At 69.3% G+C, this 23,494-nt stretch carries 19 protein-coding genes; 6 read left to right on the plus strand and 13 right to left on the minus strand.

Features of this window, described 5'->3' with window-relative positions:
* Positions 1-9 precede the first annotated feature (9 nt).
* Positions 10-1,329 (minus strand): jacalin-like lectin, encoded by a 1,320-nt coding sequence (locus J8M50_RS37185; protein WP_010351032.1) that lies wholly within the window; start codon positions 1,327-1,329, stop codon positions 10-12.
* 146 nt (positions 1,330-1,475) lie between these two features.
* Positions 1,476-1,937 (minus strand): hypothetical protein, encoded by a 462-nt coding sequence (locus J8M50_RS37190; RefSeq protein ID WP_029183467.1) that lies wholly within the window; start codon positions 1,935-1,937, stop codon positions 1,476-1,478.
* 455 nt (positions 1,938-2,392) lie between these two features.
* Between J8M50_RS37190 and J8M50_RS37195 the strand changes: the two genes are divergently transcribed.
* Positions 2,393-2,698, plus strand: coding sequence for an MFS transporter (locus J8M50_RS37195; protein WP_010351035.1), 306 nt, complete (start codon positions 2,393-2,395; stop codon positions 2,696-2,698).
* 10 nt (positions 2,699-2,708) lie between these two features.
* Positions 2,709-4,004 carry an MFS transporter gene (locus J8M50_RS37200; RefSeq protein WP_010351036.1) on the plus strand — a complete coding sequence of 432 codons (1,296 nt, stop codon included), beginning with the start codon at positions 2,709-2,711 and terminating at the stop codon, positions 4,002-4,004.
* A gap of 418 nt (positions 4,005-4,422) precedes the next feature.
* Here J8M50_RS37200 and J8M50_RS37205 read toward each other — a convergent pair whose 3' ends face one another.
* Together J8M50_RS37205 and J8M50_RS37210 are read right to left on the minus strand one after the other, a co-directional pair.
* Positions 4,423-5,826: a DHA2 family efflux MFS transporter permease subunit gene (locus J8M50_RS37205; RefSeq protein ID WP_010351037.1), complete on the minus strand. Its 1,404-nt coding sequence runs from the start codon at positions 5,824-5,826 to the stop codon at positions 4,423-4,425.
* A gap of 32 nt (positions 5,827-5,858) precedes the next feature.
* Positions 5,859-6,482 (minus strand): NADPH-dependent FMN reductase, encoded by a 624-nt coding sequence (locus tag J8M50_RS37210; protein ID WP_050372017.1) that lies wholly within the window; start codon positions 6,480-6,482, stop codon positions 5,859-5,861.
* A 130-nt stretch (positions 6,483-6,612) separates the two neighbouring features.
* On the opposite strand from J8M50_RS37210, the gene J8M50_RS37215 reads away from it, so the two are divergent.
* Positions 6,613-7,311: a TetR/AcrR family transcriptional regulator gene (locus J8M50_RS37215; RefSeq protein WP_010351040.1), complete on the plus strand. Its 699-nt coding sequence runs from the start codon at positions 6,613-6,615 to the stop codon at positions 7,309-7,311.
* A 57-nt stretch (positions 7,312-7,368) separates the two neighbouring features.
* Here J8M50_RS37215 and J8M50_RS37220 read toward each other — a convergent pair whose 3' ends face one another.
* The 9 genes from J8M50_RS37220 to J8M50_RS37260 all read right to left on the minus strand — a co-directional run bounded on the left by J8M50_RS37220 (position 7,369) and on the right by J8M50_RS37260 (position 18,906).
* Positions 7,369-8,181: an ABC transporter permease gene (locus J8M50_RS37220; protein WP_010351041.1), complete on the minus strand. Its 813-nt coding sequence runs from the start codon at positions 8,179-8,181 to the stop codon at positions 7,369-7,371.
* A gap of 5 nt (positions 8,182-8,186) precedes the next feature.
* Entirely contained in the window at positions 8,187-8,993 is an 807-nt protein-coding gene (locus tag J8M50_RS37225) for an ABC transporter permease (protein ID WP_010351042.1), read from the minus strand.
* Positions 8,990-9,988 (minus strand): ABC transporter ATP-binding protein, encoded by a 999-nt coding sequence (locus J8M50_RS37230; protein WP_010351043.1) that lies wholly within the window; start codon positions 9,986-9,988, stop codon positions 8,990-8,992. The genes J8M50_RS37225 and J8M50_RS37230 overlap by 4 nt, the downstream gene beginning before the upstream one ends.
* A gap of 153 nt (positions 9,989-10,141) precedes the next feature.
* Entirely contained in the window at positions 10,142-13,009 is a 2,868-nt protein-coding gene (locus tag J8M50_RS37235; RefSeq protein WP_010351044.1) for a glycoside hydrolase family 2 TIM barrel-domain containing protein, read from the minus strand.
* 25 nt (positions 13,010-13,034) lie between these two features.
* On the minus strand, positions 13,035-13,877 hold the full coding sequence (locus tag J8M50_RS37240) for a carbohydrate ABC transporter permease (RefSeq protein WP_010351045.1): 843 nt from the start codon (positions 13,875-13,877) through the stop codon (positions 13,035-13,037).
* Complete coding sequence (locus tag J8M50_RS37245; RefSeq protein WP_010351046.1) at positions 13,874-14,842, minus strand: carbohydrate ABC transporter permease; 969 nt, start codon at positions 14,840-14,842, stop codon at positions 13,874-13,876. The genes J8M50_RS37240 and J8M50_RS37245 overlap by 4 nt, the downstream gene beginning before the upstream one ends.
* 19 nt (positions 14,843-14,861) lie before the next feature.
* On the minus strand, positions 14,862-16,127 hold the full coding sequence (locus J8M50_RS37250) for an ABC transporter substrate-binding protein (RefSeq protein WP_029183469.1): 1,266 nt from the start codon (positions 16,125-16,127) through the stop codon (positions 14,862-14,864).
* Positions 16,128-16,317: 190 nt separating this feature from the next.
* Positions 16,318-17,547 carry an ROK family transcriptional regulator gene (locus tag J8M50_RS37255; protein ID WP_010351050.1) on the minus strand — a complete coding sequence of 410 codons (1,230 nt, stop codon included), beginning with the start codon at positions 17,545-17,547 and terminating at the stop codon, positions 16,318-16,320.
* Between the two features lie 114 nt (positions 17,548-17,661).
* A complete protein-coding gene (locus J8M50_RS37260; protein ID WP_010351051.1) occupies positions 17,662-18,906 on the minus strand; it encodes a D-arabinono-1,4-lactone oxidase in 1,245 nt (414 codons plus the stop codon).
* Between the two features lie 151 nt (positions 18,907-19,057).
* On the opposite strand from J8M50_RS37260, the gene J8M50_RS37265 reads away from it, so the two are divergent.
* The 3 genes from J8M50_RS37265 (at position 19,058) to J8M50_RS37275 (ending at position 23,457) form a co-directional block, all read left to right on the plus strand.
* The gene (locus J8M50_RS37265) at positions 19,058-20,281 is read left to right on the plus strand and encodes an MFS transporter (RefSeq protein WP_010351053.1); all 1,224 of its coding nucleotides are present in this window, start codon (positions 19,058-19,060) and stop codon (positions 20,279-20,281) included.
* A gap of 133 nt (positions 20,282-20,414) precedes the next feature.
* A complete protein-coding gene (locus J8M50_RS37270) occupies positions 20,415-21,740 on the plus strand; it encodes a radical SAM protein (RefSeq protein WP_010351054.1) in 1,326 nt (441 codons plus the stop codon).
* 232 nt (positions 21,741-21,972) lie between these two features.
* Positions 21,973-23,457, plus strand: a complete 1,485-nt coding sequence (locus J8M50_RS37275) for a cellulose-binding domain-containing protein (RefSeq protein WP_010351055.1) — start codon at positions 21,973-21,975, stop codon at positions 23,455-23,457.
* Positions 23,458-23,494: the final 37 nt, after the last annotated feature.

The following is a 23,494-nucleotide window of genomic DNA, read 5'->3' on the forward strand; positions in this document are numbered from 1 at the left end:
CGGCGCTGCTCAGCCGATCGGCGCGTACAGCACGCCCAGCTTGTCGACCTCGTCCCCGGAGCGCCCCGTGAACCCGACGATCTGCCAACCGGCCGGCGCCGTGAACGTCCTCGCGTCCGACGTCGCTGTACCGGCGGACAGCGAACGCCCCTTGTCCGTACCGAAGGATGCCGAGAAGATCCGCGTACGGCCGTCCTTCTGGCCCTGCGTCAGCTTGACGGAGGTCAGGTGCTCGCCGCTCGCGAGCGTGAGGGACGTGGCCGTGCCGCCGGTGCCGCCGTGCGTGAGGGCGGTGCCGTCGGAGAGGCTCAGGGAGACCGCGTCGAGGCGGGAGGCGCCGCGCAGGGTGAGCGTGCGGGGCGCGGGCGCCGACGGCAGGTCGTCCGCGTCGTTGAAGGCCGTGCCGTGCGGGCCACCGGCGAAGTCACTCGCGCGCAACGAGGAGTTGAGGGTGTAGGAGAAGTCGACCGCGTGCGGGAAGTGGTCGGAGAGGTTGCCGCCCGCCGAGTCCAGGAACTTCGCCCAGTCGTTGCTGTAACGGGTTGCTGAAAGGTTCACCAGCGGGCTGCCCCGGTACAGGACCTTGTCGACGACCTCGCAGGTGTTCGGCGGCGCGCTCGTCGGACACACGATCGCGTCCGCGCCCTGAGTCGGCGCCGTCCCGCCCCTGACGAGCTGCACCCACGCGTCGGTGAGGCCGTTCGCCGAGGTCAGCGTCCGGATGTTGTCGCCGCTGCGGGTGTAGCGCGTGTTCGTGTCGCCCATCACGATCACCGCGTTGCCCGCGGAGTTCGCCTTGATGAAGTCGGAGAGCTGCGTGATGTTCGCGCGCCGTGCGGCGAGCGCGTCCTCGGAGTCGTCCGCGTTGGTGTGGACGTTGTACAGGTCCACGAAGGCGCCCTCCGCGAGGCGCACCCGGGCCAGCGAAAAGCCCTTCGGGGTCAGGCAGTTGGTGCCGGTGCACTGGTTCCACCGGACCCGCTCGAAGTCCTCGAAGGGGACGTCGGAGAGGGTGTTGAGGCCGTCGCCGAACGGTACGCCGCCGCTGGTGGGCGTGCGGTACGCGTGGTCGTCGTTCTGGTACAGCGCCGCGTGGTAGTTGAAGTCCTCCTGGACATTCACGATGTCGTACGCGCCCAACCGGGGCGAGATCAACGGCGTGTTGGTGGCCGGCTTGCTCGAACTCAGGGGCTCCGGCAGGCCCGCGACGTTGTACGTCAGGACGTTGAACGTCCCCGAGGGCGCGGCCTGCGCGGGTGCGGCCGAGGCGACGGTGAGCCCGGCGAAGCCGAGCACGGTCGCCGCGAGGGTGCCGATGAGGCGTCTCATGGTGGGGGAGTCTCCGGTCGACGAAAAGAAGACGGAAAGGAAGGGGAAGCGAAGCGTAAAGAGACTTGAACAATGCTCAGGTTGGAGGCGACCGGTGTGACGCGCAAGGGCGATGGGTGAAACGCCGGAAAACTGTGAGCAAGCAGTTACTGCAACTCGCCGCGTTTCCGCTCTTTGCGCCGCTTACACCGTTCTCGGCGAGGCAGCCGGGGGAGGGGCAACTCCCCTACGCCGCACCGCACATGACCGCCGTCGCCGTTGCACCACCACGCGGCGCGTCCCTCCTCTTCCCGTGCGTGCAGCCCGAGTTGGTGCTCGTTACACACCGGCCACACCTCCCACAACCGCTCGACGACGGTTTCCTGGGCGGCGTCGGCGACATCGACCACCCCTGCGCGAGGGGGCAGTTGGTTCCCGTGCCAGGTTCCGTCCGGCAGCGCCACGTACACCGGCACTCCCATCTCCTCGTCCCAGGGCGGCATCACCCACAACCGCAAGGGCCCGCGCCCCGGCAACAGGGCGTCGAGATCACGGTTGACGAGAGCGAGCGCGGCGTCCCACGAGGGGTGTTCACCGGGCTGGGCGGGTCGGCCGGAGGGGAAGTCCATGCAGGTCATGGTGCACGCATCCCCTTCAGTCACCGCAAGCCGAATTATTCGCCCACCCCTTCACAGCTCTGGCCGCACGTCGGCGCCACCCCCTCCGTCACGAGCTGGCATCTGCGGCATCTCGCGGGGTACGGACCGGAGGGAAAGGTTGTGGGAAGCGGTTGCTCGGGGTTTCGGTTCACGGTTCCGCCGGATGCCGGAGGGTGCTCGGCCGTGTAGCTTCTCGCCGGTGAGGTGTTTACCCGTACTGTCGAACTCCCCTTGCGCTGGCTGGAGGAGAAGGCCCCGAACTAGCGGGCGGTCTCAATACGAGGATCGCGGTCGCCGTCGTCGAACTTGCCGCCCTCCACGATGCAATCGAGGCCCCGTTCGCCCTGGGCGCCGCAGCCGACGGTCCGCCCTGGGCGAGAGCGGCCACCCTCTCAGTCTCCCTCTTCCTCTCCTTCTTCGGCGTCATGCTCTTCGACGTGAACCTCAACTCCCTCCAGGCGGCGGCCGTTCCGGACGGGATGCGTGCGCGAGTCTCCGGTGCCTACAGCACCGTCAACTACGGCGTCCGCCCCCTCGGCGCACTGGCGGGCGGCGCACTCGCGAGCGCGGTCGGACTGCGAACCACGCTGATCGTGGCGGGAGTTGGGGGCGCGCTCTCGGTGCTGTGGCTGCTGCCGTCACCGATACCGAGGACCCGGGAACCTCAAGCGGCCCACGCGACACCGGCCCCCGACAACGCCATGGACCACAACACGCGTGCCGCACCGTAGGGTCGACCCGATGGACGGAACGCACCCCACCCCGGACCCCGCTCAACCCCTCTGGAAACAACGCGACTTCGGCGCCTTCTGGCTCGCCCAGACCCTCTCCGTCCTCGGTGACTCCTTCGCCCTGATCGCCCTCCCCCTCCTCGTCCTCGAAGCCACCGGCTCCATCGCGAGCATGGGTCTGCTCACGGCGGCGGGCGGTGCCGCGCTCGTCCTCTCGGCGGTCTTCGCGGGCGCGATCGTCGACCGGGTCGACCGTCGCAAGCTCCTCATCGCCTGCGACCTCGCCCGGATGATCCTGTACGGCGTGATCCCCCTGGTGTGGCTGGCGGGCCCTCAAGTCTGGCTCCTGTACGCCGTGTTGCCGGTCTGCGAGGCCATCGGCATGTTCTTCGCGGTCGGGTACGTCACCGTCGTCCGCGGTCTCGTCGGCACGGCCCGCCTCACGGAGGCCAACGGCCGCCTCAACGCGACGGCCGCTGCGGCTGGCGTGCTCGGTCCGCTCGGCGCGGGCGCGGTCGCCGCGTGGACGGGGCCGGCGGCTGCGGTCGGTGTGGACGCGGCCAGCTTCGGCGTCTCCGCCGCGTGCCTCATGGCCGTACGGATCAGGAAGTTGCCCCGGGAGGACGTCCAACACCCCGGCATCTGGCGGGACTTGAAGACCGGCGTCGCCTTTCTCTACGGCCACCCGGTGTTGCGCTCGATCACCGTCCTGCTGTTTCTGTTCAGCTTCCTCACTCTCGGGCTCATCGACCTGCTGATCTACCACCTCAAGCACGATCTGGGGCAGAACGACGGGACGGTCGGTGCCGTGATGGGGGTCGGCGCGCTCGGGACGGTGACCGGGTCGCTCCTCGTCGCCCGCCTGCGCCGACGCCTCGGCTTCGGGCCGGTGTGGACGGCGTCGGTCGCGGTGTCCGGGCTCGCGGTCGTCGGGCTCGGCCGCGCGGACTCGGTGCCCCAAGTCGCCGTCCTGGCCGCCGCGTTCCTCGCGTCGGTCGCCGTCGGCGGCATCTGCTCGATGTCCCTGCGCCAGGAGGTGACCCCCGAACACCTCCTGGGCAGAGTGACGTCGGCGTTCTGGACGCTCCAGTACTCGGTGGCCCCGATCGGCGCGGCCGTCCTCACGTGGACGGCGGAACACCACGGGACGACACGGGCGGCGGCGGTGGCGGGCGGATGCTGTCTGCTGATCGCCGGGGCGGCGCTGTTCACGCCGATACGACGGGCGGGCCGCGACAAGGCGCAGACGCACCCCGGCCAGACAACTTCGGCAACGCCCGGACCGGCCGACGCCAACGCCCCCTGACCGGCTGGCGCCGGTGCTCTCCGAGCGGCCGACGCCAACGTTCCCCGGCTGACCGGCCGATGCCAGCTCTCTCCGAGCGACGTCCATGCTCCCCGAGTGGCTGACGCCAACGCTCCCCGACCGGCCAGCGCCGGTGCTCTCCGACCTGTTGACGCCAACGTTCCCCGGCCGACCGGCGCCGGTGCTCTCCGACCGGCCGATGCCAACCCTCTCCGAGCGACCGACGCCATCGCCCTCTGGCCGACGCCAACGCTCCCCGACCGGCCAGCGTCGGTGTCCTCCGACCGGCCGATGCCAACGCCCCCCGGCCGGCTGGCGCCGGTGCCCTCCGACCGGCCGACACCAACACCCTCCGACCAAGCGACCCCAACTCCACCAACGCCGGACACCCCGACACCGCCACCAACTCCCCCTGACCTCACCCCCCTTCCGCCCCACCCCGCCGCCCCGGCAACCACAGCGCCGGCACCACCGCCAGCGCAGGCAACCCCGCCGCCACCAGAAACACCGTCCTGAACCCCGACGGACTCACCCCCGCCGCCCCCAACAGCACCGACAGAAGCGCCGTCCCCACCGAAGCCGCCACCTGCTGGTTGATCGCCAGCGCCGTACTCGCCGCCCCCATCCGCTCCTTCGGCAGATCCCGGCTCGCGACGGTCATCGTCGGCATGATCACCATCCCGACGCCCACCCCCATCAGCATGTATGTCGCGAGGGTCCGCCAGGCGGCCACGCCCTCGATCCCCATCTGAACTCCCGTACCCGCCATGCCTATTGAGGCCAGCACCGCCCCGCACACGATCACCGCCCGAGGCGACACCCTGTCCACCCGGCGCGCGGCGATCTGCATGGTCCCCCCGATGGCCAGCCCGACAGGCACCCCCAGCAACCCGGTCCCGGTGGCGCCCCAACCCCGCACCTGCTGCCAGTACATGGGCCCGAGCAACGCCGACCCGAAGTACCCGCAGGCGAAGAGGGCGAGCGTCCCGATCCCGAGGGCGAACGTACGGTCTCCCAACAGCCGCAGATCCAGCAGAGGGTGACGCACCGTCAGGGCGTGTCGTGCGAAGGCCGCGACGAGTACGGCGCCGACGACCACGAACCCCAGCACCCCCGGCGACGCGAACTCCCCGCGCTCCCCGCCCCGAGCGAGCCCGTACAGCAGCAGAGTCAGCCCCGGCGGCAGCAACACCAGCCCCTGCACGTCGAGTTGAGGCACCTCACCCCGAGGCGCGTCGGCGCGCAGCAGCCGTACGGCGAGTCCCAGCGCCAGCGCCCCGACCGGCAGATTGACCAGGAAGATCCAGTGCCAGGACGCGGCGTCGATCAGCCACCCGCCCAACACCGGCCCGGACACAGGGCCGATGAGAACCGGCAGCCCGATCAACGCCATCGTCCGCCCGAACCGCTCCCGGTCGGCCAGCTTCAGCGCCATCGCCATGCCGACCGGCATCAACAGCCCACCCCCGAGGCCCTGTACGACCCGGAAGGCGATCAACGACCCCGCGTCCCAGGCGAACGCGGCGAGCCCGGAACCGAACGTGAACAGACCGAGCGCCAGCAGGTACGCCCGCTTGGCACCCAGCCGCGCCATCACCCACGCCGCCGTAGGGATCACGGCGGCCAGCGCGAGCGTGTACCCGGTGAGCGTCCACTGGATCGTCCCCAGCGAAGCGCCGAACGCGCCCGACAGACTCGGCAGCGCGACGACGACGATCGTCCCGTCGAGAACGACCATGAGCGAGCCGACGAGGATGACACCGAGCGTACGGTTCAGCGCGACGGCATCGGAGACCGGCGACGACGATATGCCGGTGGTCATGATCCCCCACCACCTCCCACGAGCCCCACCCCTCAGCCCTGGTAAGGGTGTTCGGCCCGCGCACCCCGCAACGCCCGCCCCCACCACGACAGTTGCCCCAACATCCCCTTCGCCGCCCCCTCGCACACCGCACTGTCACGCGGCCCCCCGTCCTCCCCGAGCCCCGACCACGGCCCGTGCAGACTCACCGCGTCCCGCACACTCACAGCGTGCAACTCGGCGAAGACCTGCCGCAGATGCTCGACCGCGCGAACGCCGCCGGCCAGGCCCCCGTACGAGACGAACCCGACCGGCTTGGCCTGCCACTGCGGCCCGTGCCAGTCGACGAAGTTCTTCAGCGAGGCCGGGAAGCTGTGGTTGTACTCGGGCGTGACGACGACGAACGCGTCGGCGTCGGCGAGCCGAGGTCCGACCTCGCCGAGTACGGCACGCACGTCGGCGTCCAGCTCTCCGCCGCCCCAGCCCGGCATGACCATCGGCAACCGGACGTCCGCGAGATCGACGACGTCCAGCTCCAGCCCCTCGTAGGTGGCGGCGACGCCCAGGAACCAGTCCGTGACGGCACGCCCCTGCCGGCCTTCGCGGACGCTGCCGACGATCACGGCGACGCGGAGGGGAGTTGTGTAATCGGTTACCGCAGAAACAGAAACAGACATGGGTGTCCCCCTGTTCGTGCCCCGGCTCGACTGCCGAGGCGGGCTCACATCCAGTAAGCTACAACGTACGTTTTCTAAAGCACAACGTACGTTGCAAAGAACCGCCCCGGCAGACGCACGAGGAGACCGCGTGGGTACCACCAACGACGCCCGATGGGACGCCGCCCTCAAGAACCACCCACCCCGCAAGGTCCAGAAATGGGCCGCGATGGCCGGCGCCGCCTGCACCCTCTTCGGCCGCGAGGGCTACACCCGCGCCTCCATCGACGCGGTCGCCGCAGCCGCCGGCGTCTCCACCCGCACGCTCTACAACCATTTCCCCGGCGGCAAGGCGGAACTGTTCCGCACGGTCGTCACTTGGACGTCGGCCGAGGTGAAGGACGCCCAACTGGCCTGCCTCGACAGCGTGTTGCCCCCCAACAGACCCCCCCACCCCGACAACCTGGAACGCGACCTGATCGCGTTGGCCGAAGGCTTCGCCGACCTCCTGACGCGCTACGCCGACCACTTCGCCCTGGTCCGCCACATCCACGCGGAGGCCGACCACGTCCCGCCCGAGGTCTTCCGCTCCTGGCAGGAGGCGGGCCCGATCCCGGTCACGGCGGCCCTCACCGAGGCGTTCCAGAATCTCCACGACGAGGGCCTCCTGAATGCTCACGGCGACGCGGCCCTGACGGCGGCCCACTTCGTCGCCCTGACCTCGCAGACCCTCACCCTCCGTACCCACTACGGCGTACTGCCGCTCCCCGAGGAGGAGTCCCGGCACCTGCTGCGAGGAGGAGTGGCGGCGTTCCTCAGGGCCTACAGAAGGGCCGACAAAGCCGCATGACAGGCGAGGGGCCGCCACGGAAAACGCATCCGCAACGGCCCCTCCACCCACCACGGATCAGGCATTCACCCCGCTGTAGTGCCGCAGACTCCACCGCCACAGAACCCGCGTCCCCAGATACGCGAGCAACCCCAGCAACGGCGAAGCGGCGGCCACCCAATACGGCACACCCGTCCCATGCCCGTGCCCCGTCAGAACGGCCGCCGGAAAATACGCCACGAACGCGAGCGGCAACCCATAAGTGAGCAGCCCCCCAACCGCCTTGGGCAACACGTTCAGCGGATAACTCCCGAACGTCCCCAGCAGCTCCTCCAGCCACCGCCCCCAGTAATCGGCGGCGGGAAACCGCAAGGACGCACAGGCGATCAGCGTGAACAGCGAGGCCTCCAGCAGCATCCCGCCGAGCACGGCCGCCACCAGGTAACCGACTCGCGCCAGATCCCAGTCCAGTTGACTCCGGCTCAACGCCCCCACCATCAGCCCGACCGCGACCGTCAGATCCCCGATCGCGTTGGTGGGAAAGTACTCCAACTGCACCTGCCGGTACACGGGAAGCGGACGCAGTAGATAAGCGTCGATCTTCCCTTCCTGAATGAACCGCCCGAGCCCATGAACCCGCCCGAGGAACAGCACGAACAACCCGTGCGCCAGCATCCGGATCGCCGGGATCATCAGCACGTCCTGGCTGTCCCACCCGCCCATCCCGCTGAACCGCGTGAGCAGCACGGTCGCGAACACGATGACCGACACCTGCCACACCGCGCCGATCGCGATCATCAGCAGGAACTCGGCGCGATACTCCAGCTGCGCACGGAAGTTGAGCCGAGTGATCTGCCACATGATCCGCGTGGCCTTCAGTACGGAACCCATCCGGATCAGCCTCCTTGCGCGACGACCCGGCGGGCGGCACGCGACCACAGGAACCGGGTGAACAGGGCCAGCACGACCACCCACCCCGCCTGGACGGCGAGTTGGAAGCCGGCGTCGGACAGCGGGATGCGCCCGATGTAGAGGGAGAGCGGCACACTCAGCGTCGCCTGGAACGGCAGGTAGGAGCTGAGCGTGACGAACCAGTCGGGGAAGAACCACAGCGGCGCGTACACCCCGGACAGCAGATTCTGCGCGAACACGAGGATCATCAGAGCGGCCCCGTTGCGCAACGCCCAGAAACACCACTGGTCGATGACCAGCATGATGTAGTACAGCACCCACTGCCCGAGCAGCAGACTGAGCGCGAACACCCCGGCAACGGCAGCCGACTTGGGCGGATCGACGACACCCGCCGCGAGACAGACCGCGTACCCGAACAACGCCCAGGCGAACCCGTACAGTTGCTCGCCCAGCGCCCGCAACGCGTAGTAACGGCGCGGCGGCATCGGCCGCATCCACCAGTACACGATCGTCCCGAAGTGCACATGCTGCTGGACGGTGTCCCGCCCCGAGTACTGGTCCAACTCCCGGATCCGGGAGCTGAGTACGGCCAGCACGGCGTACGTCACCGCCTGCCCCCGGTCGAGCCCGGCGGTCGTCCCGGTCCGCGTGTACAGCCCGTGCCACAACGAGGCGACCAGCACGATCTGTACGGTGAGCCGCAGCAGCGCCCCCGTCATCCGGGGCGGCGTGTACAGCTCGCCGAGCGGCGTGACCCGCGCGGCCCGCCAGGCGAACGGCACGCCGCTCATCGGCCGTCCTCCGTATGGACGTACGCGGCGCGCATGACGTCTTCGAGGTCGGCCTCGTCGAGCGCGACGTCCGTCACCTCGTACCGCTCGATGACCGCCTTGAGGGCCTGGTGGACGGTCGGCGCGTCCGGGCCGTCGGGCCCGAACACGACCTGCGGACCCTCCCTCCCCACGACGGCTATCCCGCGCATCGGCGTGACCTCGGTGTGCGGGTCGGCGAGCGTGGCCCGCACCTGCCAGGTCGAGCCGAACTTGCGCCGGATGTCCTCCAGCGGCCCGTCCAGCACCAGACGGCCGTGGTTGATCAACACCACACGTTCCGCGAGGCGTTCGACCTCCGTCATGTCGTGGGTCGTCAACAGGACGGTACGGCCCCGCTGTTCGACCTGGTGGCGCAGGAACTCCCGTACCTGCTCCTTCACCACGACGTCCATGCCGATCGTCGGCTCGTCGAGGAACACCACGGCCGGGTCGTGCAGCAGCGCCGCCGCGAGATCGCAGCGCACCCGCTGGCCGAGGGAGAGATGGCGAACTCGCGTGCTCCAGAAGGACGACAGGTCGAGCAGTTCGTCGAACTCCTTGAGCCGGGCCGCGTGTTCGGCCTTGGGTACCTCGTAGATGTCCCGCAGGATCGTGAACGACTCGCGCACCGGCAGGTCCCACCAGAGCTGGGTGCGCTGCCCGAACACCGCGCCGATGTTACGGGCGTTGCGCTCGCGCTCCCGGTACGGGACGACGCCCGCGACCTTCGCCTCGCCCGAGGTCGGGGTGAGGATGCCGGTGAGCATCTTGATGGTCGTGGACTTGCCCGCGCCGTTCGGGCCCAGCAGGGCGAGGAGTTCACCCTCGGCGACGTCGAAGCTGATGTCGGACACGGCGTGCTTGACGACCCGCTCGGGGTCGACCAGCGAGCGCAGGGCACCCGCGAAACCGGGCCGGCGGACGGTGGTGTGGAAGGCGCGGGACAGCCCGCGCACTTCGATGCTGCCACTCACTCGATGAGCCTCCATACAACAGGGACGGATACGAGGGGAAAGCGCGGGGGGTGGCACAGCCGAGGCCGGCCCGGAGGATGCCGGACCGGCCTCGGTCGGATTCAGAAAACCGCAGAAAAACCGTAGAAAAGCTACAGAAAGCTGCGGAGGGCCCTAGAAACTCTCGGTGAACACGAACGAGAACTCCGCGGGCGCGGCCTCCAGTACGTACGACGGGAGCGGACCGGGACCGCACGCCTGCGTCCCCACCCCGTGCACCGCGTGGTCCAGGTGCACCCACACGGTCTCGCCCGGCACCAGGTCGGTACGGTGGCGCGCGGCGTCCAGCTCCTCGGTGGTCCAACGGCGTGCCGTGAACCAGAACTCCGGGTCACCTTCGACCTGGAGCCCGCCCAGCGTAGCCCTGCGGACATCGGCTCGCGAGCCGTTTTCCTGCGGGTACACGTACGGCGTCTGGAGCGCGTCCACCGTCGACTCGTACCGCCCGACCGCCGACGCCTCCCGGCTGTCCGGGTACGCCTCCAGCGGCCCGCCGCCGAACCAGCTCACCGCGTCCGTCGTACCGGGCAGCCCGAACCGGACACCGAGGCGCGGCAAGGGAATGGTCCAGCGCCCCTCGGGGGTCACGGACACCGTGAGCTTCAGGCGCGAGCCGTCGGACGTCCAGCGGTAAACGGTTGCGATACCGATGTCGGCGGCGGCCGGCGCGACCCGGGTCCGCACGGTCAGCGCGTCCCCCTCGACCTCCACCGCGTCGATCCGGTGCCGCATCCGGTGCAGACCGGCCTTGCGCCACAGCTCGCTGTAGTTGGTCCCGGAGAACCACTCGGTCCCGTTGTCGTTGTCGGTCGTCGCCCGCCACACGTCGAGCCGCAGCCCGCCCGTCACCGGCACCGCCCCGATCGAAGTCAGCTCACCCGTACGGGAGTTGAAGACAGCCGGGCCGAGCGTGATCCCGCCCTCGCCGACGACCGGCGCGACCGACGCACCCAGACCCGGCAACGCCCGCGCCGCGACCGGCACTTGACCCCAAGCGACGACATGACCCCGCGCACCCCACAGCGTGTCGGCGGCCAGCACGGCCCGTACCGTCCACGCCGTCTCCGCACCCTCGGGCGCCTCGACCGGCACCGGCGGCAGCTTCACGTCCGCCGACGCACCGGCCGCGAGCGCGGGCACCTCCAGCGCACCCGACGCGACCTCCTCGCCGTCCACCTGGAACGCCCAGGTGAACTCCAGCGCCGAAAGGTCCGCGAAATCCTGCTTGTTGGCGATCCGGACACCCTCGCCACAAGGCACGACCGAGACCGGCTCGATGACCTTCTTGAACTCAAGGAGCCCGGGGGAGGGGGTGCGGTCGGGGAAGACTAGCCCGTCGCAGACGAAGTTCCCGTCGTGCAGCTCCTCGCCGAAGTCACCGCCGTACGCGTACCCGAACTCCTCGTGCACGATGCCGTGGTCGATCCACTCCCAGACGAACCCCCCTTGCAGGCGGTCGTACTTCTCGAACAGCCGCTGGTAGTCGACGAGTCCACCCGGGCCGTTGCCCATCGCGTGCGCGTACTCGCACTGGATGAAGGGGAGTTGACGCCGTTTACCGGCGCCCCCGTCGAGGTTCTTGCCGATCTCCTCGGTCTCCCCGTGGAACGCGTACATCCGCGAGTAGACGTCCGTGTCGCGCGAGGACCAGTCGCCCTCGTAGTGCACGAGCCGCGAGGAGTCCCGGCCGTGGATCCACTCGGCCATCGCGGTCAACCCGCGCCCGGTGCCGGCCTCGTTGCCCAGCGACCAGAACACGATCGAGGGGTGGTTCTTGTCGCGCTCGACCATGCGCTCGGCACGGTCCAGGAGCGCCGGGGTCCAGCGGTCGTCGTCGACCGGGTTGTCCCGCCACTTCTGCTCGCCGAAGCCGTGCGTCTCCAAGTCGCACTCGTCGATCACCCAGAGGCCGTACTCGTCGCACAGGTCCAGGAACGCCGGGTGCGGCGGGTAGTGGGACGTACGCACGGAGTTGATGTTGTGCCGCTTCATCAGCAGCACGTCCTCGCGCATCGTCTCCAGGTCGAGCGAGCGGCCCGTCTCCGGGTGCCACTCGTGGCGGTTGACGCCCTTGAAGAGGATCGGCGTCCCGTTGACCTTGATCAGACCGTCTTCGAGTACGACGGTCCTGAACCCGATCCGCAGCGGGACGCGCTCGCCGGAGGTGGCGAGGACGGCGTCGTACAGCCGGGGCGTCTCGGCGGTCCACGGCTCCACCGGAAGAGACACCTGGGAACCGGTCTCGATGTCGAGATCCAGCTCCGGGACCGTCACACGGCCGGGTACGTCCGAGTCGACGCGCAGAGTGCCGGTGCCCGTGACGTGGTCGTAGGAAGCGGTTACAGAAAAGTCCTGGACCGCGCCCTCAGGGCGGTGCAGCAGGGTGACGTCACGGAAGATCCCGGGAAGCCACCACTGGTCCTGGTCCTCCAGATAGGAGCCCGCCGACCACTGGTGGACGCGGACCGCGACAACGTTGCCTTCCGGCCGCAGCAGCCCGCCCACCGCGAACTCGTGGGCCAGGCGCGACCCCTTGAACTCGCCGAGTTCCGTGCCGTTCAGCCAGACCCGGGCGCAGGACTCCACGCCGTCGAAACGCAGCACCGCGTCCCCGCCCGCCGGCCAGTCGCCGGGGAGGTCGAAGACGCGCAGGTGGTCACCGGTCGGGTTCTCGGTCGGGACGTGCGGCGGGTCCACCGGGAACGGATAGAGAACGTTTGTGTAAATGGGGGCGCCGTGGCCCTGGAGCACCCAGTGCCCCGGGACCGAGACCTCCGCCCACCCCCCGGCGTCGTATCCGGGCGCCGCGAACGCGTCGTCCTCGGCGCCGGCCGTCTCCGACAGCCTGAAGCGCCAGCGGCCGTTCAGCGACAGCGTGGCCGCGTCCGAGGCCGCGTACCAGGCGCGGGGCGGGAGCGCCCCGTGGCCCGGCGAGACGTCCTCGACGTAGGCGACATCCGTGGAGGTGGTGCGGAAAGACATCGGTCTCCAGCTCTTCAGCGATGGTTCAGCCCTTGATGCCCGTCTGTGCGATCCCCTGCACCAGCCAGCGCTGGAGGAAGAGGAAGACGAACACCAGCGGCAGGATCGACACGGCGGTGGCCATGAAGATCAGGTGGTAGTTCACGGTCTGGTTGGTCATGTACGAGGACAGCGCGACCTGCACCGTCCACGAACTGGGATCCTGCCCGATGACCAGGGGCCAGAGGAAGGAGTTCCAGCCGTTGATGAACGTGATGGTCGCCATGGCGGCGAAGAAGTTCAGCGAGTTCGGCACCACGACACGCCAGTACGCGCCCCAGTAGCCGAGCCCGTCCACCCGCGCCGCCTCCTCCAGCTCCTTGGGGAACCCCAGGAAGTACTGCCGGAACAGGAAACACGTGAAACCGCTGAACAGCCCCGGAACGATGAGACCTCGGTAAGAGTCCACCCAGCCGAGGGACGACACCAGGACGAAACTGGGCACGAAGGTGACGGCTGTCGGAACCATCAGCGTCGCGAGGACGACGTAGAAGACCTTGTTCGCGTGCTTGTACGGGATCCGCGCGAGACCGTACCCGGCCAGCGAGCACACCAGCAGGATGCCGGACGTCGACAGGACCGCGACGACCGTCGAGTTCCACAGCGAGCGCGCGAAATCGACCGTCGGGTCGTCGAACAGCTCGCTGATGTTGCTCCACTGGATGCTGGTCGGGAACCACTTCCAGTTCTCGCCGGTGATCTCCTGGTCCGTCATCAGCGCGTTGCGGACGATCAGATAGAAGGGGATCAGAAAGAGAAACGCCGCGATACCGGTTGCTACGTACAGTCCGGTGTTGCCGAGGACAGAGCCACGCTTACGACTGCTCACTTCGACTCCTCCCCCCTTCCGAAGCCCATGATCTTGCCCTGCACCAGCGTGACGACGCAGATCAGCATGGTCAGTACGACCGCGCCCGCGCTGCCGACGCCGTAGTTCTGGTTCTCACCCAGCGCCATCTTGTACAGCTCGACCAGCGGCGGCTGACCCCAGGTGGCCTTGGACAGCAGGTTGAAGAACTCGTCGAACGCCTGGTACGCCGCGATCAGCAGCAGCAGGATCACCGCCGTCGAGGTGGCCCTCAGCTGCGGCAACGTGATGTAACGGAACGTCTGCCACCCCGGCTTCGCGCCGTCGATGGACGCGGCCTCGTACAGCTCCTTGGGGATGTTCTGGAGCGCCGCGATGAACAGAATCATGTAGAAACCGGATTGCAGCCACAGCCGTACGGTGACGATGACCAGCCAGTACCACGGCGGGTCGGGGCTGGCGAGCCAGGCGATGTTGTCGATCCCGAACCAGCCGATGACCGTGTTGGCGAGGCCGAAGCGTACGCCGTTGAAGAGGGACATCTTCCAGATCAGCGAGGCGGCGACGTAGCTGACGGCGGTCGGCAGGAAGAACGCCGACCGGAAGAACGCCCGCGCGATGCTGATCCGGTTCACCAGCAGCGCGAGTCCCAGCGAGACCGCCCAGGTGAGCGGCACGATGAACGCGGCGAAGACGGTGAACGTGACCAGCGAGTTGCGGAAGTCGACGTCCGTGAGGATCTGCTTGTAGTTGTCGAAGCCGACGAAGTCGCTCGGCGTGACGGTGAAGCGTGCCTCGAAGAAGCTGAGCCAGATGCTCCAGCCGATCGGCACGAAGACGAAGATCACCAGGCCGATCAGGAACGGACCGGTGAAGAGCCAGAAGTTCGCGGTGGGGGAGGCGGCGAACCCCCGCCTCGGCCGCCGGCCCGAGGGGGCCGGGACCGGGGCGGAGGAATCAGCCTTCCGCGTGGTGGTGGTCGACATGTCGTGTTCTCTCCGCGGCCTATCCGAAAAGCTTCTTGAGCTCGGCGTCGACCTTCTTCTCGGCCGCGGCGAGCTGGGCCTTCGGGTCGTCGCCCTTACGGATGGCGTTGGCGGTCACGTCGTTGATCGCGGAGATCATCGCCTGCGTCCAGCCGATGTTGTCGAAGTGCCCGAACTCGTTGAAGAGTTTGACGCCCTCGGCCGGCAGACCGGACTTGAGCTTGGTCGCGCTCTGCGCGAGCGAGGTGCGCGGCGGGATGTGGAAGCCGTAGGAGGTCGCGAAGTCCTCCTGGTACTGCTTCTGCTCGATCCACAGCCACTTCACGTACTCCTTGGCCGCTTCGACGTTCTTGCCCTTGGCGTTGACGAACATCGACCAGCCGCCGTTGACGACCGACTGCTTGCCGGCCGCGCCGACCTTCGGGAACGGGAAGATGCCGATGTCGTCGCCGAGTGCCTTCTGCATGACCGGCATCGCCCACATGCCGCACCACTGCATCGCCGTCAGGCCCTGCGTGAACGCCGAGGGGTCCCACCAGTCGGTCGGGGCGCCCAGCAGCAGGTCGCCGCTCGTGAACAGGCCACGCATCTGCTTGAAGCCCGCCGCGACCGCGTCCGTGTTGAACGCGGGCTTGTTGTCAGCGGTCAGGGTGTCGGCGCCCGCCGACCAGATCAGCGGGGACTGGATCGGGGTGAGGTCATTGCCCAGGTAGGCACCCTTGACCTTGCTCGTGGTCAGCGCCTTCGCTGCCTCTATCAGCTCGTCGAGCGTCGTCGGGACCTGGATCTTCGCCTTCTCGAACAGCGACGGCCGGTAGAAGAAGAACTGCGGGTCGTCGATCATGCGGACGCCGTAGATCTTGCCGTCGACCGTGTGCGAGGTGATGTCGGCCTGGTTGAAGTCGCTCTTGACCGGCGCCATGATGTCGGTCAGGTCGGCCACCTGACCGCTCTTGACGAGCTGGATCTGCGGGTGGAACTCGAACACGTCGGGCGCGTTGTCGGTGAGCAGCGCGGCAAACAGTTTCTGCTCGAAGTTGGAGCCGGTGATCCACTGCGTGGAGACGTTCGCGCCCTTGTACGCCTTCGCGTACTTCTTCACGGCCGCCTCGACGCCGTCCTCGCCGTACGCGTGGAAGTACTGCACGAGGTTCTTGCCCGAACCGGAGCCGCCGCTGCGGCCCGTGTTGCCGCCGCACGCGGCCAGTCCGCCGGCGGCGGCCAGGCCCATCGTGGCCCGCAGGACGGATCGACGATTCCAGTTGCTCATGCTCGATGCCGACATGCTTGACGTCCTTGTCTTGAGTGCGGCTGCTGCACAACAGCTCCGGCACGGTGGCTCGAAAGCGCTGCGGAGCGGGACGTTAACCTTCGGCTAAGGCTTCGGCAAGGGGTTGAACAAAGCCTGTTCGAAGCGTTGTGACTGTTCGGCCACGCGAACAGGGCGGCGGTGCAGGGAGCTTGAGCCCCGCCCGTCAGGAAGGCGGTGCGGTACGGGTCCTCGCCGTGGCCGTGCGTTTGCTGGACTGCAACGCCCCCTCCAGGGCGAGCGTCGCCGCGCCGAGGCAGACCGAGTCGGTGAGGATCGGGGACAGGACGATCTCGGTGGCGGCCATCGGCCGCTTCAGCGCGTGCCGGGCGACGGCCTCGCGGACCTCGCGCACCAGGGGTTCGCCGAGCCGCAGGGCGACCCAGCTGCCGAGTACGACGACCTCGGGGTTGAGGACGTTCACCAGGTCCGCGATGGCCGCGCCGAGATAACGGGCCAGATCCTGGACCACCTTGACGGCGATCGGGTCCTGCTCGGCGAGCCCGGCGGCCAGCGCGTCCAGCGTGGCCGACTGGTCCTCGGGGTGCAGCAGCGGGCTGCGCGGGCTCAACTCCCTGATGTTCTGCATGATTCCGGGCGCGCCGACGTACGTCTCGACGCAGCCGTGGTTGCCGCAGTGACAGAGCCGGCCGTCCAGCACCAGCGTCGAGTGCCCCCACTCCCCGGCGCTGGAGCTGACCCCCCGGTGCACCGCCCCGCCCAGGATCAGCCCGGCGCCGACGCCCGTCCCGAGGATCACCACGACCGCGTCGCCGTGCCCGCGCGCCGCCCCGAACCACAGCTCGGCGACCGCGCAGGCGCGCAGCGGGTTGTCCAAGTACAGGGGATACGCGATGTGTTCGGCGAGCAGGTCGAGCAACGGCACGTCGTGCCAGTCCCAGTTGGGCGCGTACTCGGAGACGCCGGTCGCCCGGTCCACCTGGCCCGGCATGCTCACCCCGACGCCGAGCACCCGCGCCGCGTCCACCCCGGCCTGGGCGACGACCGAGCCGGTGGCCGCCGCGATGTGCGCGACGACCTGCTCGGGGCGGCTCTGTCCCGGGCGCATCCGCTCCTGCGCCCGCGCGAGGACGTTCAGGCCGAGGTCGTACAGCTCGACATGGACGTACGTCTCCGCGATGTCCACGCCGATCAGCGCGCCGCCCCGGGCGTTCACGGCGACCAGGCCGCGCGGCCGGCCGCCCGCCGAGTCCTCGAAACCGACCTCCGTGATCATCCCGAGGTCGAGCAGCTCCCCGACGAGGGTCGCGACCGTGGCGAGGCTCAGGCCGGTCTCGGCGGCGAGCTCCTGCCGGGAGGTGGGCGAGCGGGCGATGATCTGGCGCAGCACCTCGTAACGGTTCGCGGTGCGGATGTCGCGTGATGTGCGCTTCACCGGAGTTGCCCCCATCCCTGTCCACCCGCGCGGGAGCAGCGTCGCTCCGGCGCCGCGCCAGGTTATGGGGGTGCCCGGTGATTCGACAAGGGTTCGGAAAGGGGGTTGAGAAAGTCAGCCCTCCAGCACATCGCGAACGAAAGCATTCGTGAACTTTCCGGCCGGGTCCAGCTCGTCCCGGAGCGTCCGGAAGTCGTCGAGGCGGGGGTAGCGCTCGCGCAGGGCCGCCGGGGCGGTGGTGAAGACCTTCCCCCAGTGCGGGCGGGCGCCGAAACCGTCGAGAGCGCTCTCGACGGCGCGTACGGCGGGCAGGACCGCGTCCATGTCGTCGGTCCAGGTGAAGTGCAGGGCCACCGAGTCGCGGCCGTACGCCGGGCTGAGCCACTGGGTGTCGGCCGCGATCGTGCGGACCTCGCAGATCTGGAGAACGGTAGAAACCGTTTCCCGGACGTTTCCGACCGCATCGAGCGCTGCTAGGGCGTGCTCGCGGGGGAGCAGGTACTCCGACTGGAGTTCGTCGCCGCTGCTGGGGGTGAACTCGGCCTTGAAGTGCGGGAGTCGCTCGTGCCAGGGGCCTGCCGCGCCGAACTGGTCCGTGCAGTTCTCCGCCGGCATCCCCGGCACCGGGTGCAGCTTCTCCGTCGCGGGCGCGGCCCACGGGAACCCGGCGTACGGCTCGTCGATCCGCCGCTTCACCCACACCTGCCGGAACCCCGCCTCCCGCCAGTCGGTGAACAGGCTCACGCTGTACGCGGCACTCGCCACGGCCTCGAAGTCCAGCCCCTCCAGAGGGAGTTCGGTGAACGTGTACTGCTCGACGCCGTACGCCGGTTCCAGGTCCAGGGTGAGCGCGACGACGACACCGAGGGCGCCCAGGGAGGTGACGGCGCCGGGGAAACGGGCATCGTCCTTGCCGATGGTGACCAACGACCCGTCGGCGGTGAGGAGTTCGACCTCACGGACGGGCGTGGCGAGGGGGCCGTTGTTGACGCCGGACCCATGAGTCCCCGTCGCGACCGACCCGGCCACCGAAATGTGCGGCAGCGAAGCCATGTTGGGGAGCGCGAGCCCCGACTCGTTGACGTGCCGCGCGAGTTCGGCGTACTTCACACCACCACCGACGCGCACGGTACGCCGCTCGGTGTCGACGTCGATCACCTGCGGCAGGGCGTCCAACGAGACGAGCACCCCGTCGGCCCCGGGCTCGGCGATCCGGTTGAACGAATGCCCGCTCCCCAGCACCCGCACCCGATCATTCCCCGCGACGACTTTCCGCAGCGCCTCGACACCACCCGGCCGCACCACGTCCTTCGCCACGAAGCTGATGTTGCCCGCCCAGTTGGTCACGCTCGCGGTCATACGTCGTCCTTCCGGCTTCCGAGGGGATGCGGGGGAAACTTACCCCGTCGGAGTGGAGGCCGGTGCTGGTGGATCACTTCTTGCAAAAGGGTTGCAGTTACTTGGTAATAGGCTTCAAGCTCTTGGGGTCGTTACGTCGATGTGGAGCCCCATGCTTCGACTCCTTCCGGAACCCGGTCCCCGGCGCGTCCTCGCCGTCTCCAACCTCGTCTACACCCTCGGCAGCGGCCTCTACCTCACCGCGGGCGTCCTCTACTTCACCGAGGCCGTCGGCATCCCGCCCGGCCAGGTCGGCCTGGGGCTCGCCCTCGCGGGTCTCCTCGCCCTCGGCGCCGGGATCGTCGTGGGCCACCTTGCCGACCGCCTCGGCGCGCGCGGCGTCTACGCCCTCACCCTCGTCGCCCAGGCCGCCGCCACCGCCGGGTTCCTCCTCGCCGACTCCTTCGCCGCGTTCGTCGTCGCCGTCTCTCTCGCCGGCGGTGCGAAGGCGGCCGGGATCGCGGCGCGGGGGCCGTTGATCCGGGCGTTCGGCGGGGAACGGCCCCAGGAGTTCCGGGCGTATCTGCGGGCCGTCACCAATGTCGGGATCTCCGTGGGGGCGGTCGGGGCGGGGTGGGCCGTGCAGGTCGGGAGTGTCGGGGCGTATCAACTCCTCGTCGTGGCCAACGCGTTGGCGCTCGCCGGGTCCGCGGTCGTGCTCGTCCGGCTACCCGGCGTGCCGGTTGCGAAGGCTCCCCTCGGCGGGCCTCGCTGGGGTGCCCTCCGCGATCGGCGGTATCTGATGATCACCGTTCTCGACGGGGTCATGGCCGTCCAGTTCAAGGTGCTCACCGTCGCCCTGCCGCTGTGGCTCGTCGGGGCGACCAGCGCCCCGCACTGGCTCGTCGGCGCGTCGATGGTGGTCGGGACTGTGATCGTCGTGGTGTTCCAGGTGCGGGCGAGCCGGGGGATCGACACACCGAGGGCCGGGGGAAGGGCGTACCGGAAGGCAGGGGTGGCGTTTCTCGTGGCCTGCTTGATCATTTCGGCGGCTGCCGGAGTTCCGGGGTGGGCCGCGGGCGTGTTGATCATTTCCGGGGTCGTCGTGCATACCGTCGGGGAGTTGTGGCATTCCGCCGCCGGGTTCGAGGTCTCGTTCGCGTTCGCGCCGGGGCACGCCACCGGTCAGTATCTCGGCGTGTTCGGGCTCGGTGCGGGGCTCGCGGAGGCGTTCGGGCCGGGGTTGTTGATCGCGTTGTGCGTTTCGTGGGGGAGGGCGGGATGGTTTGTCGTGGGGGGAATGTTCGCGGTGGCTGGGATGCTGGCGCCACTTATTGTCGGCGGGCGGGAAGAGGCGCAGGGAATTGCGTCGGACGGTGCGCGGAGCTCCGTATAGGAATCAGGTACGTGGCATCTGAAATCGGCTGCCAGAAAATCTTGCCGCCCCGTAAACGGACCCCGCCCCCACCCCGCCCCCCGCGGGGGCATACCGTGAGGAGTCGTACGTGTTCAGCGGGAGGAGTGACGGGATGGGCAGCCGTACCGCGCTGGTCGAGGATCTGATGGAGCGGTTTCCTGAGGTTCCTCGGGAAGCCGTCTTCAAGGAGGACCTGCTGCGCGGGGGAGTGGCCTTCGACCCCTCCGCGCTGAGCGACAACGAGGGCGGGGAGGTGAAGCCGAAGTCGTACTTCATCTTCTCGTTCGACCACGGGACCCTTCCTGAGCTGGGGGAAGCCGCGCTGCGCAGGCCCCCGGAGGAGATCATCCTGACCGGTGGGCCCTACGACCTGCGGCGGACGGTCGTGTCCGTGCGGGTCAACCCGGCGTCGCCGTACCGGGTCGCGGCCGACGACTCGGGGATGCTCGGGCTGTACCTGGACGGGAAGCGGATCGCGGACGTCGGGGTGCCGCCGATGCCGGAGTACTACCGGCACAAGCTCTCCAACGGGAAGTCCGTGATGGAGGTCGCGCCGACGATCCAGTGGGGCTACCTGATCTACCTCACGGTCTTCCGGGTGTGCCAGTACTTCGGCGCCAAGGAGGAGTGCCAGTACTGCGACATCAACCACAACTGGCGCCAGCACAAGGCGGCCGGGCGCCCGTACACCGGCGTCAAGGACGTCGAGGAGGTGCTGGAGGCGCTGGAGATCATCGACCGGTACGACACGGCGAAGACGTCCACCGCCTACACGCTGACCGGCGGCGCGATCACCAAGACCGTCTCGGGCCGCGACGAGGCCGACTTCTACGGCCACTACGCGAAGGCCATCGAGGAGCGCTTCCCGGGCCGCTGGATCGGCAAGGTCGTGGCGCAGGCGCTGCCGAAGGACGACGTCCAGCGGTTCAAGGACTACGGCGTGCAGATCTACCACCCCAACTACGAGGTGTGGGACGAGTACCTGTTCAAGATGTACTGCCCCGGCAAGGAGCGGTACGTCGGCCGCGACGAGTGGCACCGCCGCATCCTGGACTCGGCGGAGATCTTCGGCGCGCGCAACGTGATCCCCAACTTCGTCGCGGGCGTCGAGATGGCGGAGCCGTTCGGCTTCAAGACGGCGGACGAGGCGATCGCCTCCACCACCGAGGGCCTGCGCTTCTTCATGTCGAAGGGCATCACCCCCCGGTTCACGACCTGGTGCCCGGAGCCGACCACCCCGCTCGGCAAGGCCAACCCGTCGGGCGCCCCGCTGGAGTACCACATCCGCCTGCTCCAGGCGTACCGGCAGACGATGGAGGACTTCGGCCTCTCGTCCCCGCCCGGCTACGGCGAGCCCGGACCGGGCCGCGCCGTCTTCTCGGTCAGCTCCTTCATGGACAGCCTGCCCGCGAAGGACGAGGCGGCAACGGTGGGGTAACCGCTTGCCGCACCCGGTCTGTGTAACGGATGGGGCACGAGGTGAGCACCGGCGCGGCCGGCGCCGTATGAAGGACCGAAGTCGGGTCTCTCGTACGGCGTCGGCCGCGCTTTTGAATACCGCGCTTGTCAGTTGTGCGTATGGCGTGAAAAGCTTCGGCCCTGCCGCGAGGTTCCCCCCAACTCCTTTACCGCTATGGTGAGTTGACCTCGCATTCGAATGCAGGAGACCCATGCCCGACCTGCCGACCCCGAAGGACGCCGCGGAAGCCGCGCTGTTCTCCGAGTGCTGGGACGCCGTCCTTTCGTACGCCGACCTGTGCACGGCCGGCTCGACCGCCGCTCACCAGCTGGCCCGTGAGGCGTTCGCGCTCGGCATCCGCGAGGCCCGGGCCGCCGAGGACGGTACCCGCAGCATAGGCCGTCGCTCCGCCCGGCTGCCCCGAATACCCTTGCTCCTGACGGCCGTTCGCATCACCGCGGCCGGCTGGGAGGCCGGCGGCCACGGGCACCGCCTCGACCCCGACCTGCGCCTGTGGCTCAACTCGGACAAGGCCGCCCGCTACATCGGCCCGCCCCTGCGCCGCCCCGTCGCCCTGCGCGGACTGCGCGACATGCAGGAGCCGGACGCCGCGCTGCTGTGGCTCGCCGAGGTGGAGGCGCTCCCGCTGCGCGCCGTCGCCCGCCGCCTCGGCCTCGACCCGCAGGACGCCGCCGAGCAACTCGGCGAAGTACGCGGCCTGTTCCGGGACCGCTGCCACCGCAACCACCTCGACACGCCGCTCGACGCGGAGTGCCGTTCCTACGTCCGCCTCCTCGACGCGGTCACCCGCTCGCCCACCGCCGACACGCCCGAGGACCTCTCCCGCCACCTCGCGACCTGCGTGGAGTGCGCGGAGGCCGCCGCGTGTCTGCGGCTGCACGGCGGCGGACTGCCCGCCGCGCTCGCGGGCGGCGTCATCGGCTGGGGCGGCCTCGCCTACCTGGAGCGCCGCCGGCGCGCCGCCGAGGTACGGCTCGGCGCCGGACGTCCCGACCTGCTCGACCCGGAGAGCGAGGCGGCCAGGGCCGCCGCGTCCAAGGCGAAGGCACTGCGCGGCGGGCTGCTCGTGGCCGCCGTCCTGGTGTCGGTCCTCGCGCTCGGCGTGTCGCTGATGCCGTTCGGCGGCGGCGACACGCGGGACGAGACGGCCTCGCGGGGGACGCCGACCGACTCCACGCCGGTCATCGGGGGCGTGCCGTCCTTCGAGACGCCCACGCCGAAGTCGGACAGCCCCTCGCCGTCCGACGCGGGCGGGCGCACCGACCCGGAGCCGCAAGGGACTTCGTCGGCGGCGGCGAGTGTGCCGCCGGGCACGAGTTCCTCCGGCGGCTCGTCCAGCTCGCCGTCCGGCGGCGAGGACGGCAGGGCGCTGTGCGCGGTCACCTACGACCTCGTCAACCAGTGGCCCGACGGCTTCCAGGCGACCGTGACCGTCACGACCGTCGAGAAGCTCACCGACTGGCACGTCTCCTGGTCCTTCAAGGACGGCCAGCACGTCGACCAGATGTGGGACGCGTCCGTCGCGCAGATGGGCTCGCGGGTCATCGCGACCGCCGCCGACTACAACAAGGCGGTCGCCGAGGAGGGCACGCTCTCCTTCGGGTTCCTCGCGTCCTGGGAGGGCAAGAACACGGCACCGTTCGGGTTCACGCTGAACGGCCACCCCTGCGACTAGGTCTTCTCGCGTGCGCCCCGGACCCTCACCGGTCCGG

Origin of the sequence: Streptomyces acidiscabies (assembly GCF_020010905.1) — a bacterium.
In the GTDB taxonomy this organism is placed as follows: domain Bacteria; phylum Actinomycetota; class Actinomycetes; order Streptomycetales; family Streptomycetaceae; genus Streptomyces; species Streptomyces acidiscabies.

Coding starts and splice junctions, on each gene's coding strand:
- J8M50_RS37210 (WP_050372017.1), bottom strand. CDS start 6,482: ATGTCTGTTTCTGTTTCTGCGGTAACCGATTACACAACTCCCCTCCGC.
- J8M50_RS37220 (WP_010351041.1), bottom strand. CDS start 8,181: ATGGGTTCCGTACTGAAGGCCACGCGGATCATGTGGCAGATCACTCGG.
- J8M50_RS37205 (WP_010351037.1), bottom strand. CDS start 5,826: ATGACCACCGGCATATCGTCGTCGCCGGTCTCCGATGCCGTCGCGCTG.
- J8M50_RS37270 (WP_010351054.1), top strand. CDS start 20,415: ATGGGCAGCCGTACCGCGCTGGTCGAGGATCTGATGGAGCGGTTTCCT.
- J8M50_RS37245 (WP_010351046.1), bottom strand. CDS start 14,842: ATGTCGACCACCACCACGCGGAAGGCTGATTCCTCCGCCCCGGTCCCG.
- J8M50_RS37200 (WP_010351036.1), top strand. CDS start 2,709: ATGGACGGAACGCACCCCACCCCGGACCCCGCTCAACCCCTCTGGAAA.
- J8M50_RS37265 (WP_010351053.1), top strand. CDS start 19,058: ATGCTTCGACTCCTTCCGGAACCCGGTCCCCGGCGCGTCCTCGCCGTC.
- J8M50_RS37195 (WP_010351035.1), top strand. CDS start 2,393: ATGCTCTTCGACGTGAACCTCAACTCCCTCCAGGCGGCGGCCGTTCCG.
- J8M50_RS37260 (WP_010351051.1), bottom strand. CDS start 18,906: ATGACCGCGAGCGTGACCAACTGGGCGGGCAACATCAGCTTCGTGGCG.
- J8M50_RS37275 (WP_010351055.1), top strand. CDS start 21,973: ATGCCCGACCTGCCGACCCCGAAGGACGCCGCGGAAGCCGCGCTGTTC.
- J8M50_RS37185 (WP_010351032.1), bottom strand. CDS start 1,329: ATGAGACGCCTCATCGGCACCCTCGCGGCGACCGTGCTCGGCTTCGCC.
- J8M50_RS37190 (WP_029183467.1), bottom strand. CDS start 1,937: ATGGACTTCCCCTCCGGCCGACCCGCCCAGCCCGGTGAACACCCCTCG.
- J8M50_RS37250 (WP_029183469.1), bottom strand. CDS start 16,127: ATGTCGGCATCGAGCATGAGCAACTGGAATCGTCGATCCGTCCTGCGG.
- J8M50_RS37235 (WP_010351044.1), bottom strand. CDS start 13,009: ATGTCTTTCCGCACCACCTCCACGGATGTCGCCTACGTCGAGGACGTC.
- J8M50_RS37225 (WP_010351042.1), bottom strand. CDS start 8,993: ATGAGCGGCGTGCCGTTCGCCTGGCGGGCCGCGCGGGTCACGCCGCTC.